The sequence below is a fragment of the Roseobacter sp. YIN89 genome, from assembly GCF_057219365.1.
The window spans coordinates 1,083,854-1,098,544 of record NZ_JBXVVD010000001.1 but is presented as its reverse complement, the minus strand read 5'-3'; the positions used below and the strand labels follow the sequence as shown (position 1 = coordinate 1,098,544).

General features: G+C 57.1%; 20 protein-coding genes. 12 read left to right on the top strand and 8 right to left on the bottom strand.

What is annotated here, in order from left to right; all coding sequences use genetic code 11:
* Positions 1 to 2: 2 nt before the first annotated feature.
* From AC2D8V_RS05495 to nthA, 3 genes are read right to left on the bottom strand one after another with little or no spacing between them, the layout of a single operon-like run.
* Positions 3 to 320, bottom strand: a complete 318-nt coding sequence (locus AC2D8V_RS05495; protein ID WP_484732504.1) for a nitrile hydratase accessory protein — start codon at positions 318 to 320, stop codon at positions 3 to 5.
* Entirely contained in the window at positions 317 to 988 is a 672-nt protein-coding gene (gene nthB / locus AC2D8V_RS05490) for a nitrile hydratase subunit beta (RefSeq protein WP_484732503.1), read from the bottom strand. Before nthB ends, AC2D8V_RS05495 begins: the two co-directional genes overlap by 4 nt.
* A complete protein-coding gene (gene nthA, locus AC2D8V_RS05485) occupies positions 985 to 1,593 on the bottom strand; it encodes a nitrile hydratase subunit alpha (protein WP_484732502.1) in 609 nt (202 codons plus the stop codon). The genes nthB and nthA overlap by 4 nt, the downstream gene beginning before the upstream one ends.
* Before the next feature lie 364 nt (positions 1,594 to 1,957).
* Between nthA and secG the strand changes: the two genes are divergently transcribed.
* Both secG and pyrG read left to right on the top strand, forming a co-directional pair.
* Positions 1,958 to 2,323 (top strand): preprotein translocase subunit SecG, encoded by a 366-nt coding sequence (gene secG / locus AC2D8V_RS05480; RefSeq protein WP_484732501.1) that lies wholly within the window; start codon positions 1,958 to 1,960, stop codon positions 2,321 to 2,323.
* A 177-nt stretch (positions 2,324 to 2,500) separates the two neighbouring features.
* On the top strand, positions 2,501 to 4,144 hold the full coding sequence (gene pyrG / locus AC2D8V_RS05475) for a CTP synthase (protein ID WP_484732500.1): 1,644 nt from the start codon (positions 2,501 to 2,503) through the stop codon (positions 4,142 to 4,144).
* A gap of 462 nt (positions 4,145 to 4,606) precedes the next feature.
* On the opposite strand, the gene AC2D8V_RS05470 is transcribed toward pyrG, so the two are convergent.
* The 3 genes from AC2D8V_RS05470 to AC2D8V_RS05460 form a co-directional block, all read right to left on the bottom strand.
* On the bottom strand, positions 4,607 to 4,984 hold the full coding sequence (locus AC2D8V_RS05470) for a PQQ-dependent sugar dehydrogenase (RefSeq protein ID WP_484732499.1): 378 nt from the start codon (positions 4,982 to 4,984) through the stop codon (positions 4,607 to 4,609).
* A 77-nt stretch (positions 4,985 to 5,061) separates the two neighbouring features.
* Positions 5,062 to 5,583: a PQQ-dependent sugar dehydrogenase gene (locus AC2D8V_RS05465; protein ID WP_484732498.1), complete on the bottom strand. Its 522-nt coding sequence runs from the start codon at positions 5,581 to 5,583 to the stop codon at positions 5,062 to 5,064.
* Positions 5,584 to 5,624: 41 nt separating this feature from the next.
* Positions 5,625 to 5,897: a hypothetical protein gene (locus AC2D8V_RS05460; protein ID WP_484732497.1), complete on the bottom strand. Its 273-nt coding sequence runs from the start codon at positions 5,895 to 5,897 to the stop codon at positions 5,625 to 5,627.
* Between the two features lie 235 nt (positions 5,898 to 6,132).
* Here AC2D8V_RS05460 and AC2D8V_RS05455 point away from each other — a divergent pair, with 235 nt between their 5' ends.
* Entirely contained in the window at positions 6,133 to 7,017 is an 885-nt protein-coding gene (locus AC2D8V_RS05455) for a sulfotransferase domain-containing protein (RefSeq protein ID WP_484732496.1), read from the top strand.
* A gap of 14 nt (positions 7,018 to 7,031) precedes the next feature.
* Here the strand turns inward: AC2D8V_RS05455 and AC2D8V_RS05450 are convergent, their stop codons facing one another.
* Positions 7,032 to 7,490, bottom strand: a complete 459-nt coding sequence (locus AC2D8V_RS05450) for a GNAT family N-acetyltransferase (protein ID WP_484732495.1) — start codon at positions 7,488 to 7,490, stop codon at positions 7,032 to 7,034.
* 10 nt (positions 7,491 to 7,500) lie between these two features.
* Positions 7,501 to 7,719, bottom strand: a complete 219-nt coding sequence (locus AC2D8V_RS05445) for a YjhX family toxin (RefSeq protein WP_484732665.1) — start codon at positions 7,717 to 7,719, stop codon at positions 7,501 to 7,503.
* Positions 7,720 to 8,121: 402 nt separating this feature from the next.
* Between AC2D8V_RS05445 and AC2D8V_RS05440 the strand changes: the two genes are divergently transcribed.
* From AC2D8V_RS05440 to AC2D8V_RS05400, 9 genes are all read left to right on the top strand, one after another.
* Positions 8,122 to 8,898, top strand: coding sequence for a 23S rRNA (adenine(2030)-N(6))-methyltransferase RlmJ (locus tag AC2D8V_RS05440; RefSeq protein ID WP_484732494.1), 777 nt, complete (start codon positions 8,122 to 8,124; stop codon positions 8,896 to 8,898).
* A 30-nt stretch (positions 8,899 to 8,928) separates the two neighbouring features.
* Positions 8,929 to 9,579 (top strand): hypothetical protein, encoded by a 651-nt coding sequence (locus AC2D8V_RS05435; RefSeq protein ID WP_484732493.1) that lies wholly within the window; start codon positions 8,929 to 8,931, stop codon positions 9,577 to 9,579.
* 4 nt (positions 9,580 to 9,583) lie between these two features.
* On the top strand, positions 9,584 to 10,021 hold the full coding sequence (locus AC2D8V_RS05430) for a tellurite resistance TerB family protein (protein WP_484732492.1): 438 nt from the start codon (positions 9,584 to 9,586) through the stop codon (positions 10,019 to 10,021).
* A gap of 37 nt (positions 10,022 to 10,058) precedes the next feature.
* Positions 10,059 to 10,499: a tellurite resistance TerB family protein gene (locus AC2D8V_RS05425; protein WP_484732491.1), complete on the top strand. Its 441-nt coding sequence runs from the start codon at positions 10,059 to 10,061 to the stop codon at positions 10,497 to 10,499.
* Entirely contained in the window at positions 10,496 to 11,227 is a 732-nt protein-coding gene (locus tag AC2D8V_RS05420) for a phosphate/phosphite/phosphonate ABC transporter substrate-binding protein (protein WP_484732490.1), read from the top strand. Before AC2D8V_RS05425 ends, AC2D8V_RS05420 begins: the two co-directional genes overlap by 4 nt.
* A 130-nt stretch (positions 11,228 to 11,357) precedes the next feature.
* Entirely contained in the window at positions 11,358 to 12,134 is a 777-nt protein-coding gene (locus tag AC2D8V_RS05415) for an ABC transporter ATP-binding protein (RefSeq protein WP_484732664.1), read from the top strand.
* Positions 12,135 to 12,170: 36 nt separating this feature from the next.
* Positions 12,171 to 12,896, top strand: coding sequence for a transporter substrate-binding domain-containing protein (locus AC2D8V_RS05410; RefSeq protein ID WP_484732489.1), 726 nt, complete (start codon positions 12,171 to 12,173; stop codon positions 12,894 to 12,896).
* Positions 12,897 to 12,967: 71 nt separating this feature from the next.
* On the top strand, positions 12,968 to 13,852 hold the full coding sequence (locus AC2D8V_RS05405; RefSeq protein WP_484732663.1) for an ABC transporter permease: 885 nt from the start codon (positions 12,968 to 12,970) through the stop codon (positions 13,850 to 13,852).
* Positions 13,849 to 14,655, top strand: coding sequence for an ABC transporter permease (locus AC2D8V_RS05400; protein ID WP_484732488.1), 807 nt, complete (start codon positions 13,849 to 13,851; stop codon positions 14,653 to 14,655). Before AC2D8V_RS05405 ends, AC2D8V_RS05400 begins: the two co-directional genes overlap by 4 nt.
* Positions 14,656 to 14,691: the final 36 nt, after the last annotated feature.

Below are 14,691 nucleotides of genomic sequence, written 5' to 3'. Positions count from 1 at the left end.
CCCTAGTCGGGCAAGCGAACCGGCGCGCCGTGCGGTGTAGCCAGATAAGCGGCCTCCCATGCCTGACGGAGGCGCGCAAGTTCTGCAGGATCTGCCAGATCGCGCTGCGCCAGCAAGTGCTCGAGCGTCTCGAGCCAAGCGCGGAAGTAATCATCGCCGCCATCAAGGTCGCGCGTCAGCCCGTGGCACTGCAGTGTTGCACCAAAGGCTTCGGCCCATGACGCCCAGCTGAAATGGCCGGCTTCGTTCAGATGTACGGTCAATGCAAAAACCTGCGCATGCCAAGGCTCTGCAAAGGCGGGCTCCGGCTGCTGCGTCATGCCGGACCGAGATAACTTTGCCAAAGATCAAGAACAACCTCGTCATTTGGGTGTTCAGGATGTCGCCAAAGCTCTGCTGCTGGGAAAGCAACGGCATAAAGCGGCTCTGGGCGTTCCCCCAGCCTGTGGGCATTACTGTCCGGCAGCACATGGCTGCCATGGCACATTACGATGCGCCCTGTTGCGCCGGCTGCGTATCGGGGCAGCCGGGTATGGCCACCCTCGACATATTGATTTTCTGCATGGCGACGTGTGACAACCGCGTCCCCAACCGAAAATGCCTGTGCAACCGTGCCGGGTCTGTCAGCGGGTGCGCCTGCAGACAGTGTCCGTTCCACGGCGGACGCGCGCAGGGTTCGATTGGCAAGCGGGCTGGGGTGCGCTTCGCCTCCGCCCAGCTCTTTGCGGCTGACGACATCAGTGTGAACCAGTAGATCAGCCAGCGCAGCGAGCCATTTCTCGTAATAGGAAAACCGGGCATAATCCATTGGCGCCAGACTTTCCCGCGCATGGCGGCTCATATCGAGGTTCCACTTGCCGCATGCATTTGCGGCGAGAGTCATGGCCAGAGCGCGTTTGTGCCAGCCGGCGTGGAATTTTACGTCTTCCGGTTCCGGATCGATAGGACCGTCACCGAAACGGCCTCCCATATCATGCGGGCGCGTCATGGCTGCCGCGCCAGACCGGTGCCGATCATGCTGTCACGTGTGACCAACTGCATCAGCGCCGCCTCGTCCATATCGTCACTACCTTCGGGCCTCATGGGAAGAACAAGGTAACGCACCTCTGCCGTGCTGTCCCACACGCGCACCGCAGTCCCCTTTGGTAATGTGACGCCGAAATCGGCCAAAACCTTGCGCGGTTCGCGCACAGCGCGGGCCCGATAAGCATCGGATTTGTACCATCCCGGCGGTATGCCCAGCAACGTCCAAGGGTAACAGCTGCACAGGGTGCATACGACCATATTGTGTACCTGCGGCGTGTTCTCCACTACGACGATATGCTCGCCCTGCCGACCGTAGTAGCCCAGTGCCGATACGGTATCAGTTGGGTCCTGCAGCAGCTTTTGGCGGAAAACGGGGTCAGCCCACGCCTTGGCAACCACATGCGCGCCGTTCTTTGGGCCGATTTTGTTTTCGTAGGTATCGATAATCTCATCGAGAGCGGCGGGATCGAGCAACCCCTTTTTGGTCAACAGAGTTTCCAGCGCCTTGACGCGCAACGCGGGGTCGGAGGGCAAAAGACTGTGCGGGTGGTCGTGATCGTGTGGCATGTATCCACTTTGCAGGGCGACCTGCCGCATGTCCATAGCGACTCACACACAGGTGAATTCTCTCAGGCCGACGCGCTAAGGCCGCGGAATTCCATAAAAACAATCGCAGCAAAAAACGAGGATTTGTGATATAGTGCTTTTAGAAGCACAGCTACAGCGCCTCAATTCCAGGATAACCCTCTTAGAGCATGCGCGAGAACAACCTGCTTCACAAGACCGTTGCTTTGCGCAACGGTCTTTGCTCGTCGCACAGATGCCCTTGTTTTCCGACTCTACGCGACATGCGCAGATGCGTATTCCTCCCTTGCGGGGGCCGATAAACTTGCCTAGATACCACCAAAGCAAAATCAACCCGTAGGTTTCCATGGAAAACGTCGTCCTGATTATCCACCTCATCCTGGCCCTTGGCCTAATTGGTGTGGTGTTGTTGCAGCGCTCCGAAGGCGGTGGCCTTGGTATGGGCGGCGGCGGTGGCGGCGCTGTGTCGGGACGCGCTGCTGCCACAGCGCTGGGCAAACTGACTTGGTTGCTTGCAATCGCGTTCATTTGCACTTCGATGACGTTGACTATTTTCGCAGCAGAGAACGCATCCGGTACTTCTGTCGTCGACCGGCTTGGCGTGACCCCGCCGGCATCGGATGACCCGCTGGTGCCGGCAGCACCGGAGGGTGAACTGCTCTTGCCGCCATCTTCGGATGACAACGCCCCACTAGTTCCAACGCTGGACTAAGTATAACCACAACACTTTGAGGCAGGGCCAATTTCTGCAACATCATGTTGCGGGCGGGCTTGCCTTATCTCTCCGAATCCTGATAAACTTAAATCCCGTGGTGCTGTGATATTGCGCAGCGCAACAAAGCGGAGCCATGTCGCTCCGCACCGGCACGACGGGGGAGCAGCAAGCAACATGGCACGTTATATTTTCATCACCGGCGGTGTGGTTTCCAGCCTTGGCAAGGGTCTTGCGTCCGCTGCTCTGGGCGCGCTGTTGCAGGCGCGGGGCTTTTCGGTTCGCTTGCGCAAGCTGGACCCCTATCTCAACGTTGATCCCGGTACCATGTCGCCCTTTGAACACGGCGAGGTTTTCGTGACAGACGACGGGGCCGAGACAGACCTCGACCTTGGGCACTACGAACGCTTTACCGGTGTGCCCGCGCGCATGACCGATTCCGTATCCTCCGGACGAATTTATTCGACCGTTTTGGAAAAGGAGCGGCGCGGCGACTATCTCGGCAAAACCATTCAGGTCGTTCCGCATGTAACGAACGAGATCAAGGAGTTCCTCAAGATCGGCGAAGACGAGGTCGATTTCATGTTGTGTGAAATCGGCGGGACGGTTGGCGATATTGAAGGCCTGCCATTTTTCGAAGCCATCCGACAGTTCAGCCACGACAAACCGCGCGGCCAATGCATTTTTATGCATTTGACGTTGCTGCCTTATCTCGCCGCCAGTGGTGAGTTGAAAACCAAACCCACGCAACACTCCGTCAAGGAATTGCAATCCATCGGTATCGCCCCTGACATCCTTGTTTGCCGCTCTGAACAACCGATCCCCGAAAAAGAGCGCGAGAAAATTGCGCTGTTCTGCAATGTCCGCGCAGAAGCGGTTGTCGCCGCCTATGATCTGAAGACAATTTACGACGCGCCACTGGCTTATCATGAACAGGGCTTGGATCAGGCTGTTTTAGACGCGTTTGAAATCTCGCCGGCACCGCGCCCTGACCTCTCGGTATGGCAGGATGTTTCCGATCGGGTTCACAACCCGGAAGGCGAGGTCAAGGTCGCCATCGTCGGCAAATACACGCAGCTTGAGGACGCTTACAAATCCATCGCAGAGGCACTGACGCATGGCGGCATGGCCAATCGGGTGAAGGTCAAGGTCGAATGGGTGGACGCGGAAATTTTTGACACTGAGGATGTCGCGCCGCATCTCGAAGGTTTTCACGCCATCCTTGTTCCCGGCGGTTTCGGCGAGCGAGGCACCGAAGGCAAGATAAAGGCCGCGCAATACGCCCGAGAAAACAACGTCCCCTATCTGGGCATTTGCCTTGGAATGCAAATGGCGGTGATCGAGGCTGCGCGCAACGTCGCAAATATAAAAACCGCCGGATCGGAGGAATTCGATCACGAGGCCGGAAAGAAACGTTTTGAGCCGGTGGTATACCATTTGAAAGAGTGGGTTCAGGGAAATGCCAAGGTGTCCCGCAAGGTCGAGGACGACAAGGGAGGCACCATGCGTTTGGGGGCCTACGATGCTGTGCTGGCCGAGGGTTCAAAAGTTGCCGAAGTCTATGGAACAACCGCCATCGACGAACGGCACCGTCACCGCTACGAAGTCGATATCAAGTATCGCGATCAGCTTGAGGCCGCCGGCTTGTGTTTCTCCGGCATGTCCCCTGATGGCTCGCTCCCCGAAATCGTCGAATGGCCGGATCACCCTTGGTTCATCGGGGTGCAATTCCATCCCGAGCTGAAATCAAAGCCGTTTGATCCCCACCCGCTTTTCGAAGGTTTCGTGCGCGCGGCCAAGGAAATCAGCAGGCTGGTTTAACAACACGGCGCATTTTGCAAATCCGGTGATGCTTGGCGGAAATTTCGCTGCCGTATCGCTTTTAAGGCTAACAAGGCGGCCCTTTTGGCCCTTGCGACAGTCGTGACGACATGTAACGCCAGCGCAGAAGTTACAAATGCCGCCAAAGCCGCACCCACTGGAAAGTTTGAGACTACGTGCGACGTGCACTGCGCGCGTTTTGCAGGATTGCCCCACACGGGTGGCAAGGATCGGAAACGCTACTGCAGTGCTGTACAGGTCTTCCAGTGGCTCCAGCCGTGCGCCGGATTTTTGTCAACGGCGTCCTTGTACGCGGCAACGCGACCATGTCGGGCAGCGGCAAGACACTGCACCTCAGAAACACTGCCGGCGCGCCTAGAAGATCACCTGTTTGAAATCCCGCAACGGCTGGTCAGCCGAGAAGACACGGCGCGCAGGTCGATCCCTGCGCACCGATACTTTTTACTGACCGGGTGTGAGCCTGTAGATCACACCTTCATCAATCGCGGTATATAGGCTGCCGTCAGGCCCCATGACCACAGACCGAAAGCGACCGGATTCCATCGGCAACGTCATCTCTGTGACATCCGCCACGTCAGTGCCTTCTTCGTTCAACTGGATCACGTCAATTCGCTGACCAATCGGCGTTCCGCCGAAACCGATGCCCATAATGCCGACGACCATTGCACCATCCCAGTCACCCCATGCGTCGCCCTCAAGGAAAGCAGCAGAAGACATTCCCTGCGACCAGCCGTTGTTTTTCCAGATTGGTGCCATCGCGTCGGGGTATGTGTCAAAATCCGTCATCGGCATGTAGGCCGCGCGCTCATAGCGGTTCATCCCTTCGGACTGGTTGGGCTATACCCGCAATAGTCATCCGGGCAGTCTTCACGACCTGCCATATTCGGGCGCGGATCTCATCCGGCATTGCCGCCATTTTCCAGTATGGTGATCTCGTCCGAGTGCCAAGGTCCATGCTCAGCGGTGATCGCCGCCCCCGTTTCGGGGTGAAACGCGATGCCTTGTACGTTTCGGTGCCCATATGTGTAGGTGCGTTTGTCAAATCCTTCGGGTGGAGAGTTGTCAGGATGTGCGTTGCCAACCGTGTCGATGCGGATCACCTTGGACCCCATTATTGTCGGGCTTTGCGGCACCTCGCTGTTGTGGTTGTCGCCCGTGGTCAACCACAGCGCGCCATCCTCGCTAAAGCGGACGCGGCCCCCGTTGTGCGCGCCCGGGCCACCAAATGGATGATCGGAATCTGCCATTTTGTAAGGCACGTCATCAATAATGTCGGTCCGCTCTGTGACGCCTGTAAAATCGTCATTTACGACGAAACGCATCAACCGGTTTGTGTTCGGGTCCGTCATTTTGGAGGTGGAATACACATATATCCGCCGGTTATCCGAAAAACCGGGATCAAATGCGACACCCATCATGCCGGCCTGCCCCTCGCAAAAGAGGTCATCCCGTTTGATGCCTATCCTTCAACCCCGCCCATGCCATAAAGCGCATTAACGGTGCCATCCGGTAGTCGCACCGACAGCCCGTCGCATTTTTCAGTGAACAGCATTGTGCCATATTCAAGAAATGCCATGTCCCACGGGCTATCCAATCCGTCCAGCACGATTTCGTGTTGAAGACTTGTTGTGTTCATGCCGTCTTGCGCCAACGCAGGCGACACCATCTGCGCCGTTCCACTGACCAGTAGCGCGGCAAAGCTCATCGCACGGCGTGTTTTGAATTTAACCATATTCTCCTCCTAATACTGAACTGTGCCAGCCGGAGAGCGCCACACTTTCCAACGCCGTATCCGACCGAGCGGAGCCTTAACCGTAGTGCGCATCTGCCTATCGACCAGCTAATTTTCTATCCAAGGTAGTGTCGTGAGACTTAATGCGGCTTTGGATTGCGGCGCAAATCTGGCGCAGGCACAGACATTTGCCAGACAGGAAAATCGCGGTATCTTAACCTTTTAGGATAAGCCCATGTCTGATTTGCCTGCCCGCTGCCGAGACTATCTAGGCCCCATTACAGACACGCGTCCGTGGAACGATTTTGAAACCCGGCCGCGCGACATTGTCCTGAGTACACCGCCGAAGTGCGGCACAACGTGGTCCCAAGCGATCATCATGATGCTGATACACGGGAAGGCAATCAGCGACCGCATGGTCTGGCGCGATTCCGTGTGGCTAGACTGCGGTTTTCGGGCTTCTGACGATCTGATCGCAATGCTGAACGCGCAAGAGCACCAACGCTGCATCAAATCGCATACGCCATTTGACGGCATCCCTTACCGCGAGGACATGATCTACATCAGCGTCTATCGCCATCCGATTGATGTGCATTTTTCGCTTCTGAAGCACATCGCCAACATGAAGTATGATTTTCTGGACTTTCTGGCACCGCCAGAACCGGGGGCCGCATTTGCCCGTTTTCTGGAGAGCCCATCCACCGAGACAGGTACAGACGACCTGACCCTTGCATCCCTGCTGGTACATTATCGCAGTTTTGCGGAATGGGCGCATCTGCCGAATGTGTTTGTCTTCCACTATGCAGATCTCACGCGTGATCTTACCGGTCATATCCGCGCATACGCTCGGGCGATAGGCGTACCGGTAACGGATGAACTCGTGGACGGCATTGCTAAGGCTGCTTCATTTGGGTCTATGAAGCAGACAACGCGGGACAACAACACACCCGCCACGCAAAGTGCCTTTCATCAAGAGCATAAGTTCTTTGACTCGGCGTCCAGTCAGAAGTGGAAAGGCAGGCTCAGCGATACGGAAGTTGCGGCGTATTCGGCGCGGATATCCGAACTTGCAAGCGCGGAAGAGATTGCCTTTCTGGAGAACGGTCACGGCGCGGGATGACCCGCGCCGCAGCCTCACAGCGGCTTGCGAAAAGTGATCTTGTGGTCGCCCGTGTCCCAATAGTCGCGGATACGAGCCTCTGCCCCGTATCCTAATGCATGGTAGAAGGCGCGAGCCATGGCATAGCCGCCGGTACTGGAGGTATCCACGATCACCAGACGCGCCTGTCGGCGCCGCAATTCCTCCTCAACGGCGTGCACCAAGGCGCGCCCCTGCCCCTGTCGGTGAGCGCTTGGGTGCACTGCCAGCGCCAGCATGTTCCATGTCCCATCGGCCATCGGTTCCTGTTGTGTGTAAACGAACCCCGATGGCGAGCCATCAATCTCGCAGGTCAGCCAGAACCCGCTTTGTTCGCCCGCCAAATAGGGGCCCAGCATATCCGGCAGCATGGTGCCCGGAAAAATGCCCGCAGCCTCTGCTACATCGGCCAAAGCATCTGTGTCAGCTTGATTGGTAAATCGTATCTTTGTCATGTTAGGTACCCTATCTGTTGTCGAGTTGTGCGTTCACGGACCGCAACCCCAACCGCGTCACACGGTAAGGCTTTCCGCTTACGGATTTTATGAAGCGCCGCTTTTTGAGCCGATCGAATACGGAAAGTTTGCAGTCGGTCAGTACGTAACCATCGCGGTTGTAGCAGCATACATGCGCGATCTTGCCGCTTGGCAGCCGGTCAAAATGGATTGACCCGCCTTGTGCCAAGACGTGCAAAACACGCTGTTCGTGTTTTGAGATATTCAATGGAGTGTCTTTCGGATTTTAGTCAGCCGCTACCGCTCCCGGCATCACGCGCGGGAGGGAGTTTGATTCAGGTCGGCCCGGTTTGCGTGGACCTTAGCGGCGTGCCGCAAGCTCTAACATAAAATCTCCGTCGCGCGGCGATCCTGCCGCGCGTGCTGCGACGTTTAGGGAAACGGGCGGAAAATAGCAATACAAGTGGCAGGATCACTGGTGCCGATGGATTATTTGTTCCCCGCACCGCGACGAACCTGCCTTTCAAAGTTGATAATCCTGATTTGACATCACCATAGTGCCCGTCAGCGTTCGGCAGCCACAACGCCCTTTCCCGTTGCGTGTTCGGGTAAGTCAGCTAAAGGTGAGTATATGCTGAGCTACCAACACATCTACCACGCCGGAAATCTGGCCGACGTCCACAAGCATACGCTTCTTGCATGGATGCTCAGCTATCTGACCCGCAAAGACAAGCCATTGAGCTACATCGAGACGCATGCGGGGCGGGCGCTATACGATCTTGACGACCCGGCAGCACTGAAAACGGGCGAAGCCGCGCGTGGCATTGGTCGAAAGCTGGAATTGTCGCCGCCCGACCACCCCTACTCGGATGTTTTAGACCAAGTACGGCGCGCGCATGGCGCGCAGGCATACCCCGGCTCTCCATATATTGCTGCATCATTACTGCGTCCGGACGACCGCCTACATCTTGCCGAATTGCACAAGGGCGAACATGCGGCATTGGAACTGTCGATGTCACCGTTCCGCGCCAAGTGCTACAACCGAGATGGATTTGAACTTGCCCATTCGCTTTGCCCGCCTGATCCGCGCCGCGGGATGCTGCTGATCGATCCGAGCTACGAGATCAAGACCGACTACGAAGACATACCAAATCACATCAACAAAATTGCGCGCGCATGGAATGTCGGAGTCATCTGCCTTTGGTACCCTTTGTTGAAGGTCAGCGCGCACCACCGGATGCTTCAGCGTCTGAAAAATGCGCACACAGACGGGTTCTGCCACGAGGTCGCTTTTCCGCCAGCGCGCGACGGTCACGGGATGATTGGTTCGGGTCTTTTTGTCATCAATCCGCCTTACGGATTGGCAAAGGAAGCCGCGCGCGTGGGCGAGGCGTTCAAGGCGCTTTGACATCCTCGCACAGCATGGCAAAGTGGCACTATGCGTACTCATTTGTGCTTTGCATTTTTGATGTTTTCCCAAGCGGCCAGCGCCTGCGAAACGGCAGTATGCGTTGTTGACCCGCAGTCTTTGGGGCTGACGCGTGTCATAACGTTTGACGACACACAATCCAGCGCAGGACCGGGCCACCAGATCGGTGACCTGTTGGTGCTTGAAGGCGCCGTTTTCGGTGAACGGTTCGCCGGCCAGAGCGTGACGTCTTCCGGCGATCATGATGTTGTGGACGGCACCGCTCTGCCACCACTGACAGTGATGCCCGGCGACCGCGGACAAAACCTGTCGGTCGTGTATTTCAACGGCAACAATGTGCTGAACGGTTATGGCGTGGCGGGCTACCCGCGCCGGAATGCGCAAGGTGAGGGCGCGATCGCATTTCTTTTTGACGAAGACCAGTCAGCGTTGTCATTCCAGCTACGCGGCGGCGAAGCAGGCATCGCGCAGGTCCGCTTTCTGGCGCGCGATGGCACCGTGCTCAGCACGCTGGACCTGCCGCCTGCGCGAGAACACGCCTATGGGTTTCTGCGCGCCAACGGCGCGAATGACATTGCAGGCGTCGTGCTGACCAACACAGACCCGCAAGGGCTTGCCATCGATAACATCCGATTTGACCGCGCCAGAGAAGTAAGCTGACCCCATGTTCGACCGCCTTTTTTCCCGCCGCCCGAAAGAACGCAAACCGCTCCCGCAACCGGATGCGCAACTGGCGCTGGGGGCTTTGCTGGTTCGGGTGGCTTTTGCCGATCACGACTACCAAGCCTCGGAAATCGGGCAAATCGACCGTATTTTGGCAGCGACTTTCGATCTTAAACCGATTGAGGCCGCAAAATTGCGCGCCACCTGCGAGGCACTGGAGCGTGATGCACCCGGCACACCAGAGTTTGCCCGAATTCTGCGCGAAGAGGTGGACTATCAGCACCGCAAGGCGCTGGCAGATGCGATGTGGTCTGTCGCGCTCGCCGACGGTGCGCGGGACGAGGCCGAAGAATTAATGCTGATGAGCATCGAGGTGGCGCTCGGATTGACGGACGAAGACATTCAGGCTGCCCGCGCGTCGGCGCTTGGCGCAAAGTAAGCTTGGCTTCGCCACAAGGCGCCACTATATCCAAACCATGTTTGGTGATTTACTGAAAAGGCTCACGCAGCCTGAAAGCGACGCGCTTCCCGATGAAGACGCGCGTCTCGCACTGACCGCTCTGCTGGTACGCATCGCACGGGCAGACAACGATTATTCTGCGGGTGAAAAAGCGCGTATCGACAAGATCACCGCGCGCCGATACGGCTTGGGTCCCGGCGCAGTCGGCGCTTTGCGTGAAGAAGCGGAAGCTTTGGAAGCTGAAGCACCCGATACGGTGAGGTTTACCCGCGCGATAAAGGATGCCGTTCCTTATGAGGAGCGCCTGTCAGTTGTCAAAGCGATGTGGGAAGTGGTGTTAGCCGATGGCAGCCGCGCGCAAGAGGAAGACGCGTTGGTGCGAATGGCATCAAACTTTCTGGGTGTCAGTGACCGCGATAGTAACCTCGCGCGGCAAGGCATCAGCGACGGCGCATGATCGCCAGCTTGCCGATGTATGACACGCCGGCAACGCGTGCGGCGAACGACCGGCTTTGGGATGCGATTTGCGACGAAGCTGGCCTGCCCCGGACCCAGTTGGACCGCACGAGCGACCCGCACGATACATGGCTTGCCCCGCAGATGCTCTTTTCGCAAACCTGCGGCATGCCCTTCCGCACCGGCCTGTACGGTAAGGTCTCGCTCATTGGCACGCCGGACTACGGCGTGAAAGACTGCCCGCCCGGTTACTACTGCTCTTGCATTGTTGTACGATCCGACGACGCACGAGAGGCATTGTCCGCATATGCAACAGCGCGATTGGCGCGCAACGACCGTCGTTCGCAATCAGGCTGGGCCGCGCCTTGGCAGCACTTTGCGCAATCCGGCGGATTTCGTGGCACGGTCGTCGATACTGGCGCACATGCTGCTTCTGCCGATGCCGTCTTACAGGGTCGCGCTGATGTGGCAGCCCTGGACGCAGTTACCTGGGCGTTGTTGCTGCGCGACACGCCCGCACGCGTAGCGGGGTTGCGCGTGTTGGAATACACCAGCCCTACGCCGGGTTTGCCGTATATCACGGGGCCCCAACAGGACCCGTTGCCGTTGCGCCGGGCAGTGCGTCAAGCCATTGCCGCTTTGTCGGAGGCAGACCGCGCCTGCCTGATGCTGAATGGGCTTGTTGATCTATCGGCAGAGGAGTACCTACGCGTCCCCTCGCCCTCCTGACGACGCGAACAATTGCTGCCGCAAATTCGGTCAAATTCCCTTGCGTCATCTGGCCAGCCACGCTTTCCTCGTTGCAAAACCTGTGAAACTCGCTCTTTATACCTTGCGAAACAAGCAAGAGACGGTGCCCGTGAACGCACAAGCCCCCGTTATCGAAATTAAGGACCTGCACAAAGCCTATGGCGCGCTGGAGGTCATCAAAGGCGTTTCAGTCAGCGCCCCCAAAGGGCATGTGATTTCGCTGATCGGCTCGTCCGGCTCCGGCAAATCAACCCTGCTGCGGTGCTGCAATCTGCTCGAGGACAGCCAACAGGGTGAGATACTTTTCAAAGGGGAGCCGGTAATCTGGAAGGGTGAGGGTCACGCTCGCCGCCCTGCGGATGCGGCTCAGGTCATGCGCATCCGGACCAATCTCAGCATGGTGTTCCAGCAGTTTAATCTATGGTCACACATGACTATCCTGCAAAACGTGATGGAAGCGCCGCTGACCGTTTTGAAACGCGACCGCGCCGAGGTCGAAAAAGCTGCACGTGCTTATCTCGACAAGGTGGGGATTGGAGACAAGTGCGACGTCTACCCCGCACAGCTTTCCGGCGGACAGCAGCAACGGGCGGCAATCGCGCGCGGCCTTTGCATGGAGCCTGAGGCGCTTTTGTTTGACGAGCCGACATCAGCGCTCGACCCGGAATTGGAACAAGAAGTGGTAAAGGTAATCAAGGACCTTGCCGCCGAAGGGCGCACGATGCTGATCGTGACCCATGATATGAAACTGGCCGCCGACGTATCAGACCACGTTATCTTTTTGCATCAGGGCCTCATCGAAGAACAGGGGCCGCCAGATACACTCTTCGGCGCGCCCAAATCAGAGCGACTGCGCGGGTTCCTTTCTGCAACTCACGCCGCGTAAACCACCCAAAAGAAAAAAGACCTGGGAGAAACCAAAATGAAAAACATTCTTTTGACCACCGCCGCGATCGCAATGACCGCTGGTATGGCTATGGCCGATGGCCACGCGAAAACTGTTCGCATGGGTACAGAAGGCGCCTACCCTCCTTACAACTTTATCAACGACGCAGGTGAAGTAGACGGGTTCGAGCGCGAACTAGGCGATGAACTGTGCAAGCGTGCCGAGCTGACCTGCGAATGGGTAACCAACGAATGGGACAGCATCATCCCCAACCTCGTGTCCGGCAACTACGACACCATCATCGCAGGCATGTCGATCACGGACGAGCGTGACGAAGTCATTGATTTCACGCAAAACTACACTCTGCCTGACCCATCCGCCTACGTCGCGGCCTCTGCGAATGTCGATCTCAAGGGCGGGGTTCTTGCGGCTCAGGCCAACACGATCCAAGCGGCATTCATCGCAGAATCCGGCGCGACGCTGGTTGAGTTCGCCACGCCAGAAGAAACCATCGCTGCTGTGAAAAACGGCGAGGCAGATGCGGTTCTTGCAGACAAGGCGTTTTTGACGCCGATCGCCGAAGCGGATGCTGATCTGATGATGCTCGAACAAGAAGAGCTGATCGGCGGCGGCATCGGTCTTGGCCTGCGCGAAAGCGACACCGAACTGAAAGAGAAGTTCAACGCAGCTATTACTTCCATGAAGGAAGACGGCTCGCTGAACGCGCTGATCGCCAAATGGGAAATCGGCGACGGTTTCTAATCGCACGTACAATTCAGGGGAAGGCAGCACTGCCTTTCCCGTTCATTTGATTTTTTACAGGCGGCCCGGCTATTTTCAGCTTTTGCACAGATCCCAGCGTCCTGTCTGACTGGCAGTGGATGGCTTGCTATCTGACCACCACCAAGCACATGTCGCTGTACTATTCGGTGTTCACCGTACTATTGCTGCTGGCCGTCACTGCGCCCACAGCACTGGCATTCGGTTTTGGCGGAGCAACGGCAGCCCGCTCATCGATCGCGCCGCTGCGGTGGTTCGGCAAAAGCTATATCGCCATCGTACGCGGTGTTCCCGATATCGCATTTTTTCTATTTTTCGTCATTGCACTTGATCAGGGCATTGAATACCTGCGCCACAAGACGCTGTGCCCAGACTGGACGGACCCGATACGTCAGGGTAACGACTTTGTTGTCTGTCAGGCCGCCAAGATGCCGCTGGGCGAAGCGCCGCAGTGGGTGCATGAGTCCTATGGTTTTGCGCTGGCCGTTCTGACCTTTGCCATCGTCTTTGGGGCTTTCGCGGCCAATGTGCTCTTTGGTGCAATGCGTGCGGTGCCCCGGGCGCAACTGGAAACCGCCGAAGCTTACGGCATGAACACAAGGCAGACGTTCTGGCGCGTGCTGGTACCACAGATGTGGGTTTACGCACTGCCCGGCTTGTCGAATTTGTGGATGGTGCTGATCAAGGCGACCCCGCTGCTTTTCCTGCTGGGGGTCGAAGACATCGTTTACTGGGCGCGCGAACTCGGCGGCACCAAGACGCCACGCTTTACCGATTACCCCCATGGTGACTGGCGGATGTGGTATTTCCTTGCCCTCTTGGTTTTTTACCTGTTTTTCACCCGTATCTCTGAAATCGTGCTGGACAGGGTCATGGCCCGTCTTACGCACGGGCAAGCAACTGCCGCCGGAGAAGCTCAGCGAAAGGCGGCTGCATGAGTTGCCTAATCACCATCCAAGACTACGCGTTGCGCGCCGTTGGCATCGGAGAACGGCTCTTACCCCGCGAAGACTTCACGCTGTGCCAGCAGTTCACGCTGATCGGATCAGGGATGATCTGGAACATCTACTTTGGCGTCGTCGCTCTGATTCTTGGTTTTTTCTTCGCCACCGCGCTCGCGGTTGGCAAAGCATCCACTAACAGGTGGGTGCGCAAACCTTCGGAATGGTTCATTTTTGTATTTCGCGGCTCTCCGCTCTTTATTCAGTTCTTTTTCGGCTATTTTCTGTTTCTCAATCTCAAGAGCGTTTATCCCTTCTTTGACCCGTTTACCGCCGCATGGCTGGGCGCGTTGATTGTTCTTTTTCTCAACACATCAGCCTATTCCGCAGAGATCTTTTACGGCGCGTTGCAGTCCATCCCGAAGGGCGACATCGAAGCAGCAGACGCCTATGGCATGACAGGCTGGTCCCGTTTCAAGCGGGTGATCTGGCCAACAATGCTCAGACTGGGATGGCCCGCCTACACCAACGAGGCCATTTTTCTGTTCCATGCGACCGCACTGGTGTTCTTTTCCGGCTTTCCGGCATGGCAGCAAAGGGGTGATGCGCTCTACTACGCGAACTATTTTGCGGATAAGACGTTCAACCCATTCGTCCCTTACCCCATTCTGGCTTTTTACTTTATCCTTCTGACCCTTGTCGTCATCAGCCTGTTCGGCATTGTGAATGCGCGCCTAAACCGTCATCTGCCGCAAAATGCAAAGCAGAAAATGAGGTTGCGCCCGAACCTGATCCGGTAGTATCCCTAATTTGATCAAATTTTTGGGGCGCTGATA

What these genes read in the sequence shown, in the direction of transcription:
- AC2D8V_RS05495 (WP_484732504.1), bottom strand. Translation starts at nt 320, where the DNA reads ATGACGCAGCAGCCGGAGCCCGCCTTTGCAGAGCCTTGGCATGCGCAG.
- secG (WP_484732501.1), top strand. Translation starts at nt 1,958, where the DNA reads ATGGAAAACGTCGTCCTGATTATCCACCTCATCCTGGCCCTTGGCCTA.
- AC2D8V_RS05430 (WP_484732492.1), top strand. Translation starts at nt 9,584, where the DNA reads ATGTTCGACCGCCTTTTTTCCCGCCGCCCGAAAGAACGCAAACCGCTC.
- AC2D8V_RS05450 (WP_484732495.1), bottom strand. Translation starts at nt 7,490, where the DNA reads ATGACAAAGATACGATTTACCAATCAAGCTGACACAGATGCTTTGGCC.
- AC2D8V_RS05425 (WP_484732491.1), top strand. Translation starts at nt 10,059, where the DNA reads ATGTTTGGTGATTTACTGAAAAGGCTCACGCAGCCTGAAAGCGACGCG.
- AC2D8V_RS05410 (WP_484732489.1), top strand. Translation starts at nt 12,171, where the DNA reads ATGAAAAACATTCTTTTGACCACCGCCGCGATCGCAATGACCGCTGGT.
- AC2D8V_RS05460 (WP_484732497.1), bottom strand. Translation starts at nt 5,897, where the DNA reads ATGGTTAAATTCAAAACACGCCGTGCGATGAGCTTTGCCGCGCTACTG.
- AC2D8V_RS05470 (WP_484732499.1), bottom strand. Translation starts at nt 4,984, where the DNA reads ATGAACCGCTATGAGCGCGCGGCCTACATGCCGATGACGGATTTTGAC.
- AC2D8V_RS05435 (WP_484732493.1), top strand. Translation starts at nt 8,929, where the DNA reads ATGCGTACTCATTTGTGCTTTGCATTTTTGATGTTTTCCCAAGCGGCC.
- nthB (WP_484732503.1), bottom strand. Translation starts at nt 988, where the DNA reads ATGACGCGCCCGCATGATATGGGAGGCCGTTTCGGTGACGGTCCTATC.
- AC2D8V_RS05400 (WP_484732488.1), top strand. Translation starts at nt 13,849, where the DNA reads ATGAGTTGCCTAATCACCATCCAAGACTACGCGTTGCGCGCCGTTGGC.
- AC2D8V_RS05420 (WP_484732490.1), top strand. Translation starts at nt 10,496, where the DNA reads ATGATCGCCAGCTTGCCGATGTATGACACGCCGGCAACGCGTGCGGCG.
- pyrG (WP_484732500.1), top strand. Translation starts at nt 2,501, where the DNA reads ATGGCACGTTATATTTTCATCACCGGCGGTGTGGTTTCCAGCCTTGGC.
- nthA (WP_484732502.1), bottom strand. Translation starts at nt 1,593, where the DNA reads ATGCCACACGATCACGACCACCCGCACAGTCTTTTGCCCTCCGACCCC.
- AC2D8V_RS05465 (WP_484732498.1), bottom strand. Translation starts at nt 5,583, where the DNA reads ATGATGGGTGTCGCATTTGATCCCGGTTTTTCGGATAACCGGCGGATA.
- AC2D8V_RS05455 (WP_484732496.1), top strand. Translation starts at nt 6,133, where the DNA reads ATGTCTGATTTGCCTGCCCGCTGCCGAGACTATCTAGGCCCCATTACA.
- AC2D8V_RS05440 (WP_484732494.1), top strand. Translation starts at nt 8,122, where the DNA reads ATGCTGAGCTACCAACACATCTACCACGCCGGAAATCTGGCCGACGTC.